Origin of the sequence: Actinomyces sp. zg296 (genome assembly GCF_009829695.1) — a bacterium.
In the GTDB taxonomy this organism is placed as follows: Bacteria; Actinomycetota; Actinomycetes; order Actinomycetales; family Actinomycetaceae; genus Actinomyces; species Actinomyces marmotae.
In genome coordinates, this window is sequence record NZ_VWPG01000018.1 from 1 (window position 1) to 6821 (window position 6821).

The 6821-nt window shown below is 71.6% G+C and carries 8 protein-coding genes; 2 read left to right on the forward strand and 6 right to left on the reverse strand.

Annotated features, from left to right (window positions below; translation table 11 throughout):
* From GVV76_RS10050 to GVV76_RS10075, 6 genes are all read right to left on the reverse strand, one after another.
* On the reverse strand, positions 1 to 263 hold a 263-nt coding region (locus GVV76_RS10050; RefSeq protein ID WP_159626810.1), incomplete at its 3' end, for a hypothetical protein.
* A gap of 178 nt (positions 264 to 441) precedes the next feature.
* Entirely contained in the window at positions 442 to 1374 is a 933-nt protein-coding gene (locus GVV76_RS10055; protein WP_159626812.1) for a hypothetical protein, read from the reverse strand.
* Between the two features lie 73 nt (positions 1375 to 1447).
* Complete coding sequence (locus tag GVV76_RS10060) at positions 1448 to 1843, reverse strand: helix-turn-helix domain-containing protein (protein ID WP_159626814.1); 396 nt, start codon at positions 1841 to 1843, stop codon at positions 1448 to 1450.
* A gap of 73 nt (positions 1844 to 1916) precedes the next feature.
* Positions 1917 to 2369, reverse strand: a complete 453-nt coding sequence (locus GVV76_RS10065; protein WP_159626817.1) for a hypothetical protein — start codon at positions 2367 to 2369, stop codon at positions 1917 to 1919.
* A gap of 97 nt (positions 2370 to 2466) precedes the next feature.
* Positions 2467 to 3936 carry a hypothetical protein gene (locus GVV76_RS10070; RefSeq protein WP_159626819.1) on the reverse strand — a complete coding sequence of 490 codons (1470 nt, stop codon included), beginning with the start codon at positions 3934 to 3936 and terminating at the stop codon, positions 2467 to 2469.
* 3 nt (positions 3937 to 3939) lie between these two features.
* Positions 3940 to 4188, reverse strand: a complete 249-nt coding sequence (locus GVV76_RS10075; protein WP_159524297.1) for a hypothetical protein — start codon at positions 4186 to 4188, stop codon at positions 3940 to 3942.
* 502 nt (positions 4189 to 4690) lie between these two features.
* On the opposite strand from GVV76_RS10075, the gene mobC reads away from it, so the two are divergent.
* Both mobC and GVV76_RS10085 read left to right on the forward strand, forming a co-directional pair.
* On the forward strand, positions 4691 to 5137 hold the full coding sequence (mobC, locus tag GVV76_RS10230) for a plasmid mobilization relaxosome protein MobC (RefSeq protein WP_201288259.1): 447 nt from the start codon (positions 4691 to 4693) through the stop codon (positions 5135 to 5137).
* The coding region (locus GVV76_RS10085; RefSeq protein ID WP_159626821.1) for a relaxase/mobilization nuclease domain-containing protein at positions 5134 to 6821 on the forward strand (1688 nt) is incomplete at its 3' end. The genes mobC and GVV76_RS10085, both read left to right, overlap by 4 nt.

Sequence of the window (6821 nt, forward strand, 5' to 3'; positions counted from 1 at the left end):
ATCAGGCGCGGGTCGTCGGGGATCTCGGGCGCCATCTCGGCCCAGGGGATCGGGTCGGTCATCTCCCTGGGGCCCGTCAGGGGGTCGTAGCCGATGAGTTGGTCCCACCTGGGGATCAAGGAGGCTAAGAAGGGATCCTTGGCGGGGTTGGCCGCCGCCCAGGGGGCCCAGAACGCGATCGAGTCCTGATCGCTCATCGTCACCGGCGTCGCTTTGCCGGGTCCGGGAGCGGGCGTCGTGTCGGGTTCTGCCAGCGCTGTCATCGGTTTCCTCCTCGATCAGGGCGTCCAGGCTCAACTGGACGAAGGTGCCTTCATTGTGGTGGGCGCCGGTGGGCATCGGGGGTCTTCTCCTCGTCGGGGAGCGTCACGGATACCGCCCATCCTGCCCCAGGGCGCCAGCGCTCGCCGGGATTTCAACCGGTGCGGGCGGGCACTGGGCTCAGGTGCTGACGCCCGCGGCGATCTGGGGACGGTGAGCGGCATCGATGGCCTGCCATGCCTTCTCGGGGATCCGCAGGGTCTTGATACGGCCCAGGAGGGTCTTGATGCGGGCGTAGGCCGTGTCGCGTTCGTTGGCAGACGCGCCGCCGGTGGCGATGGCCAGCAGGCTCTCCACCTCGGCCAGGATGCGCCGCTCGGTGCGCGGGAGGATGGCCCGGCCGGCCTTGTCGGCGGCCGTCGTGGCTGCACGCCAGTTCCTCTCCAGGTCGAGCACCGCTCGATAGTAGGGCAGCGACTCCAGGTCGCTGATGCCGTCGAGCCAGGCGGCGGGCGGCTCTCCGCCGCTGGCGGCGTGGATGGCGCGGGCGTTCTCCAGGGCCTCGATGAGGCGACCGGTAGCGGGCACGGCGGGGTCGAGCAGGGCGGGACGGGTGAGCATGGTGGTCACGACATCCATCTCGGCGTCGAACCAGGCGTCCTGGACCACCTGGTGCCGCTTTTCGACGGCGCTCCACTGCTCTCGGCGCTCGACTAGGGCGGCGGCGGCCCGATGCTTGTCGGCGCGCACCTGGCGACGCCGCTCCAGGGCCTTGGAGAAGGTGTGGTAGGCCACTGGAGCGCCGATCGCCATCACGATGACACCGCCGACGACCACCAGCATCATCCTCACCCCGCCGGTCAGGGCCTTGGAGTTCGCGCCGCCGTTGGTGGGGCCAGGGTCGACTGCGGTTGTCCTCTCAGTGTCTGCATAGTTGGGCGCGGCGGTCTCATAGGCGACCACCGCGCCCGGTTCGCGCGAGCCCGAGAAAAAATTGCTCACGGACGAGGCCTCCTTGAGCACGAGTTGCCCCATAAACATTATGGCGATGCCGGTGACGATGAGCGCCAGTAGGCGGTAGAGCCTGTCCCTGGCGTAGTCGTCGTGGTGCATAGGGTCTCCTTGCGGCCGGTTGCCCCTGGGTTTGGATGGCCCCTGGGATGACCCCTTCATCGTAGGGCCTATTTTAGGCCCTAGTCAATGGGAGTCCGGCTCCTCCCCCGTGTCGGTGGGCGATGGTGGCGCCGGTCTGGCGGGCCGCGGCCAGGGCGATGGCGCGCCACCAGCGCGCTCCGGCGCCGGGCGGAGGTGTGATGCCGGCCTGCGGGATGGCCCCCTCCTGGACGATGGTGATGGAGCGCCGGGTGGGGGGCCGGGTCTCCAGGGTGGCGACCAGGGCTGCGATGGCGGCCTGGGTGGCGCCCTCGAGGGCTGCGAGCTTGTTGTCGATGGCGTAGGGCACGGGGGAGGAGCCGGACTCCCATTTGCGGATGGTGCGCATGGTCACGTCCAGGGCGGCGGCGAGCTGCTCGCCGGTGTAGCCGAGGGCCTCTCTGCGTGCGTGCAGCTCGTCAGGGGCCATGCGTTGGCGGTGGGGGCCGCGGGGCCTCATCGCTGTCTCCTGAGGCCTTGTCGGGAGATGGCGCGGGTGGGGCTCACAGGCCCTCCCAGGGGTCGCGTTCGGGCCACGTGGACACCCGCACGATGGCTATGACCCAGGGGGCCATTGTGACCATGGCCGCGGTGGGCCACCATGAGCCGTGGACCAGGCCTCCGAGGGTGATGATGGGGATCATCAGGAGCCACAGCAGCACTGCTAGTCGCGTGGGTGGGTCCATGGCCTGGCGCTCGGCGCGCGAGCGGGGTGGTCGGTGACGGACGGTGGCCATGGCGACCAGTATCAGGATCAGTTCCGTGTGGGTTAGGGCGACCAGTCCGGCGCCCAGCAGGATGGCCAGGTCGAGGTTGCCTATGAGGACGGAGGTGAGCATCGCGATGCCGGTGAGTAAGGCGAGTCCCGCGATGACGAGGGCTGCCGTCACCAGGTGGTCCCACCGGCGCGCCAGTGGCGGGCGGTAGTCGTTTGCGGTGCCGGCAGTGTCGTTCATGGGCGTCATGGTAGGTCCTGTTTTTTGGGCCGCTCAAGGATCGAGTGGGGCCCGCCGAGGCCGAGCGGCGGGCCCCAGCCCTATCCGATCGTCCCGGTCAGCGGTGGGGGTTGAAGGGCTCGACGGCGCGGGCGGTGGCGGTGAGCCAGGCGCGGCGCGTGTTGGGGGCGAGGTTGTCCCAGAGCAGGGGTCTGCTGGCCATGGCGGGGTCGTAGGGGATGGCGACGGCGGAGCGGGTCATGGTTTTGAAGCGCTCGACGAGGTGGTGTGGGTCGGGCTCGCCTTTGGAGGCCCTGGAGACGATGACTGTGGCTTGTTCGGCCAGTTGGGCGGTGTGGGGGTCGTGGGTGGCGAGTTCGGCTAGGAGGAGGCGGGCGGATTCGGCGTGCTCTTCGCGGGTGGTGGTGGGCACGACGATGGCGTCGGCGCGGTGGATCATCTCGCGCCATGCGGGGGTTGACTCGTCGTTGCCTGAGTCGATGACGGTGACGCGGTATGTGCGGGAGAGCAGTTGGAGGACGGCGCCGATGGTGGCGGCGTCGGAGTGTTGCTCGGTGGCCAGGACCTCGGGGCGCGAGCGGAGCACGTCGTAGCGGTCGGCGGGTTGGTGGTGGACGTAGGCGGCGAGGTCCGCGGCGGCGGCGCTGGAGGAGGTGAGGCGGTCGAGGTTGGCGACGAGGTCGGCGATGGTGGCGGTGTGGGGGCCGGTGATGGTGCGCCAGCCGAGGGTGCCGCGGGTGATGTTGTTGTCGACGGCGATGATGCCGCCGCCTCCCATGCGGGCCAGGACGGCGCTGATGAGGACGGTGGTGGGTGTCTTGCCGGAGCCGCCCTTGCCGTTGACGACGGCGATGGTGCGAGGTCCGGGCCAGTGCTGGCATGCGGTGGCGGTGTCGGCGCGGTCGGCGAGCTCCGATGCCGTTGGGGGCAGGGTCAGGCCGAGGCGGTTGAGGCGGCCGCGCAGGCCGCGCTTGGCGCGCTCGTGGGCGGTTGGCTCGGTGAGCATGGTGGCGCGTAGGGCGCGGTCGCGCCCGGGGGCGTGATCGGCACTGGTGGCTGGTGGGTCGCTGGGCGCGGCGGGGTGGGGCCGGGCGGGTGGGCCGAGGCGTGGTGGAGTGGGGTCGGCGAAGGGGCTGGGCGCCGGCGTCGGTGGCGCGGGTCGGGCCGGGGTGGGGGTGGTGGTCATGGTTGGTTCTTGGTTGTCGTTGGTGGTGTCGCGGTGGGTGGGCTCGTCGGGGCTGTGGTGGTGGTCGTGCAGGGGCGTGAGTCGGCTGATGGGCAGGGGCTCGGGGGTGGGTGGTGGGTCGGCGGTGATGGCGCCGTCGGGGGTGATGTAGACGGTGAAGCGGCCGCTGGGGTCGTCGGCGTGGAGGGCGATGGTGTCCTCGTTGTCGCGGGCGGCGGCTTTGATGTAGTTGATGATCTGCTCGCGGCCGCGGTCCAGGACGACCGCACGGTCGGTGCTGTCGGAGGCGGAGCCTGTGGGCGCGGTGATGGGCCTGAGGTCATCAGCGATGACGACGTGGCCGCCGCCGTCGGGGTTGAGGATCGATCGGGCGTTGATCATGGCTCACTCCTGGGTGGTGGTGGATGCGCGGCCGGTGGCCGTGGGCCTTGGGAGCCTGGCCGGGTCGACGAACCTGGCCGACTTGAGGGAGGTGACGGCCCAGCCGGCGCGGGTGGCAGCGGTCCAGGCTTCGCGGTAGGCCTCGATGGCCCCGGCGAGTTCCTCGTGGGCCGCCGCCAGGCGGCGGGCGGCGGACTCCCTGTCGTTCTCGGCTTTGAGCAGGGAGTCGAGCGGATTGCTGATAGCGGCCATTGTCGCCGGTCCTCTCCATGGTCGTGGGCGCCCCGGGGGCGGGGCCTGTCATCGTTGTCGTGGAGTGTGTGAGCACACCGGCGACCGGGGCGATGGCGGGTGGGTCGGCGAGCGCCCGAGGGCGCTCGACCCGGACCAGACCGGACCGTTGATCGGGGTGATGCTGCGCGGCCGTCGGGCCGTGGTCCGCGATGGCTTGCTGAGAGCCCGGCTGTCGCGTCGCGGGGCTCCGCGACGGCGCGGGAGGGGTCCATGGGGGCGCTCGGCCGCGAGGCGGGCTGTGAGCGCGTCTGAGGGGTGGTCCAGGGGGGTGGCCGGGCCGTCCTGGGCCCGGCGAGGGTGACCACCACGAGGGGTGGGCCGCAAGCGGAGCAAGATGGTAGTTAGTACAGGTACTAACTATCTTGCCGCTGGACTGTCGCGTCCAGCGGGGGGCACACTTGTCGTGTGGTCCCACCGTTGTGGTGGGTCGCTGCGCTGGGCGTTGGGAGGAGGTGTCGCGGTGGCCGACGACGAGTCCGTGGGCGCCGCTTGTGCGGTTCCTCGTCGGGGGTTGGAGGGGCGGCGTGATCGGCGTCGCTCGGCGCGCAGTGCGCGCGGGGATCGGCGTGAGCGGTTGACGGTGTATCTCACGGCCGGGGAGAGGCAGGAGCTCGCGCTGCGTTCGAGGGTGACGGGCGAGTCGATGGCCAAGTTGTTGGTGGATGCGGCGCTTCACCCGATCGGGGTCCCCGGCGGTGGGCCGGCGGTTGATCAGGGGGCGGCGCGCGAGCGTGTGGCGGCGTTGCAGGACTACCGGCTGCAGTTGGTCGGGATCGCGCGCAACATCAACCAGATCGCCCGCCACGCCAACACCGTGTCCGAGGTTCCGGCCGACTTCGGTGCCGTGGTCGACCGGGTGGGGCGGGTGTGTGATGAGATCGATGACGTGCTGGCGGGGATGCGATGATCGCGGCGATCGTCGATGGTGGTAACACCGCGGGCCTCATGATGTATCTGGTGGGGCCGGGGCGGGCCAATGAGCACACCTCGCCGCACCTGGTGGGTGGGGATGGCTTCTTCACGCGACGCTGGGGGGAGTGGCCCGAGTTGTCGAGCGCGCAGGGCTACGAGATTGCGCGCAGGCTCGATCAGTACATGGACGAGTACGGCAAGCGGCCGATGGGTGATGTGCGCAAGTACGACCCCGAGCTCGACAAGGTCGTGGTGGTTGGCCGGGGCCGCAACCACGTGTGGCACTGCTCGTTGAGCTTGCGCCCCGACGAGCCCGCGCTGAGTGATGAGGCCTGGGGGCGCATCACCCAGGAGTTCATGGACTCCCTGGGCTTGAGTGGGGCCGACGGCAAGGCGCCGTGCCGGTGGGTGGCGGTGCGCCACGGGACGTCCAAGAACGGTGGGGACCACGTGCACATCGTGGCCAATATCGTGCGCGCCGACGGGACGCTGTGGAGCAGGTGGCAGGACGAGACCAAGTCATCCAAGGCGGTCAACAGGATCGAGCGCGCCTATGGGCTGCATGTGATCGAGGCGCGCGAGCACGCGCGCGGGGCGCGCGCCGATTCTGCGGCCGACCTTCGCGCCAGCGTGGCGCGCGGGCAGGATGAGACCGACAGGAGCAAGCTGGAGAAGCGATTGCGCGCGGCGGCCCTCGGCGCGCGCGACGAGGGGGACTTCGTGTGGCGGGCGCGTTCGATGGGGATCCGCGTGCGCCCCAGGTTCGCCCCGGGGCGCAGCGACGTCGTGGTGGGCTACTCGGTGGCGCTGTACGTTCCCGACGGGCAGGAGGTGTGCTGGTACGGCGGGGGCAGGGTGGCGCGCGACCTGGCGCTGCCGCGCCTGCGTGCCCGATGGGCCGACACTCCCCAGGGCGCGCAGCGCGCGGTCGACGCGTGGCGGGGCGCCTGGTGGGGTGAGCAGCCCGACAGGTCGGGCGGGTACGAGCCGATGGCGGGCGTGGCCCAGCGGGCGCGCGGCCTGGAGATCTTGGCCGACGGGATCCGCGGCATCGACCCGCGTGACTCCGTGGCGATGGCCGATGCTAGCCGTGATGTCTCCGGCGCCCTGGGGGCCCTGGCTCTGGCGTGCGACGACCAGGGGGCGCGCCGGGCCCTGGAGCGGGCCGCGATCGTGGTGGGCCGCCAGGGGCAGACCCATCGGCGCGACGCCCTGGCGCGCCCGGCCCCCGACGCCCTGATGGAGGTGGCGCGCCTGGCCACGGCCGCGGCGGCCGATGCCCGTGTGGCGGCGCTGCTGCTGGTGATCGAGGTGCTGCGCCTGGCCGAGGCTCTGTCCGACCTGCACGCCGCGGCCGACCAGGCCCGCACCGCGCGCGACATGCTCGACTCCACCGCCGCCGCGCTCAGGGCTCTTGATGCCAGATCGCTGCCCCAGGCGCCGGCGCCTGTGATGGCCGCCCTGGGGGCCTCGCGCGGTGCCTCCCGGGGGCGCGCGGAGCTCGCCCAGCCCGGCGGGAGCGCCCCGGCGGGGCGGCGCCGTCCCCTCTCCTCCGAGGTTAACGAGCGCTGGGGGCTCGACCTGCGCGATGGGGAGCACCTCGACCCCGACCCGGCGGCCGTGGCTGACCCGGGGGCCCAGGCTCGGGCACGGGGGGCGGCCCCACTGCTGGACGGCGA

Bases quoted from the DNA above. Each gene is read 5' to 3' on its own strand.
- GVV76_RS10070 (WP_159626819.1), bottom strand. From the start codon at position 3,936: ATGATCAACGCCCGATCGATCCTCAACCCCGACGGCGGCGGCCACGTC.
- GVV76_RS10060 (WP_159626814.1), bottom strand. From the start codon at position 1,843: ATGGCCCCTGACGAGCTGCACGCACGCAGAGAGGCCCTCGGCTACACC.
- GVV76_RS10065 (WP_159626817.1), bottom strand. From the start codon at position 2,369: ATGAACGACACTGCCGGCACCGCAAACGACTACCGCCCGCCACTGGCG.
- GVV76_RS10055 (WP_159626812.1), bottom strand. From the start codon at position 1,374: ATGCACCACGACGACTACGCCAGGGACAGGCTCTACCGCCTACTGGCG.
- GVV76_RS10075 (WP_159524297.1), bottom strand. From the start codon at position 4,188: ATGGCCGCTATCAGCAATCCGCTCGACTCCCTGCTCAAAGCCGAGAAC.